Raw genomic sequence first — 378 nt, 5'->3', positions numbered from 1 at the left:
CTTCCATACCTGACAGCAGGTCCTTGCTGCGTGTGTACAGCAAGGCCCCACCCTGCGTTGCCCGCACCCGGCGGGTGGTGCGGTTGAACAGTTGCGTACCCAGCAGGCGCTCCAGCGCTCTGACCTGTTCCGACACCGTCGAACGTGGCAAGCCCAGGCTCTCGGCGGCCAGGGTAAAGCTGTTCACCTCACTGACCCGCACAAAGGTCCGCAGCAACTCCAACTTGTTCACGCCCGCCCTCGACTATCCGGTTGAGGCGAACAGTATTTCCATTTTTGAAGGATTTAACACCCGCCAGCCGACCAATAACCTGTGAGCACCCACCCCTCACGAGGTTCTTACCATGACCCGCAAGATTGCCCTGCTCACCGGCGCAA

Annotated in this window: 1 protein-coding gene; it reads right to left on the bottom strand. The window is 60.3% G+C overall.

The genetic code is table 11. The features are described 5' to 3' along the window. The coding region (locus GYA94_RS27480) for a LysR family transcriptional regulator (protein WP_161893531.1) at positions 1-232 on the bottom strand (232 nt) is incomplete at its 3' end. Positions 233-378: the final 146 nt, after the last annotated feature.

Source organism: Pseudomonas juntendi, assembly GCF_009932375.1.
In the GTDB taxonomy this organism is placed as follows: Bacteria; Pseudomonadota; Gammaproteobacteria; order Pseudomonadales; family Pseudomonadaceae; genus Aquipseudomonas; species Aquipseudomonas juntendi.
Note: the sequence above shows the minus strand (reverse complement) of the source record. Positions and strands in the feature narration are given on the sequence as shown.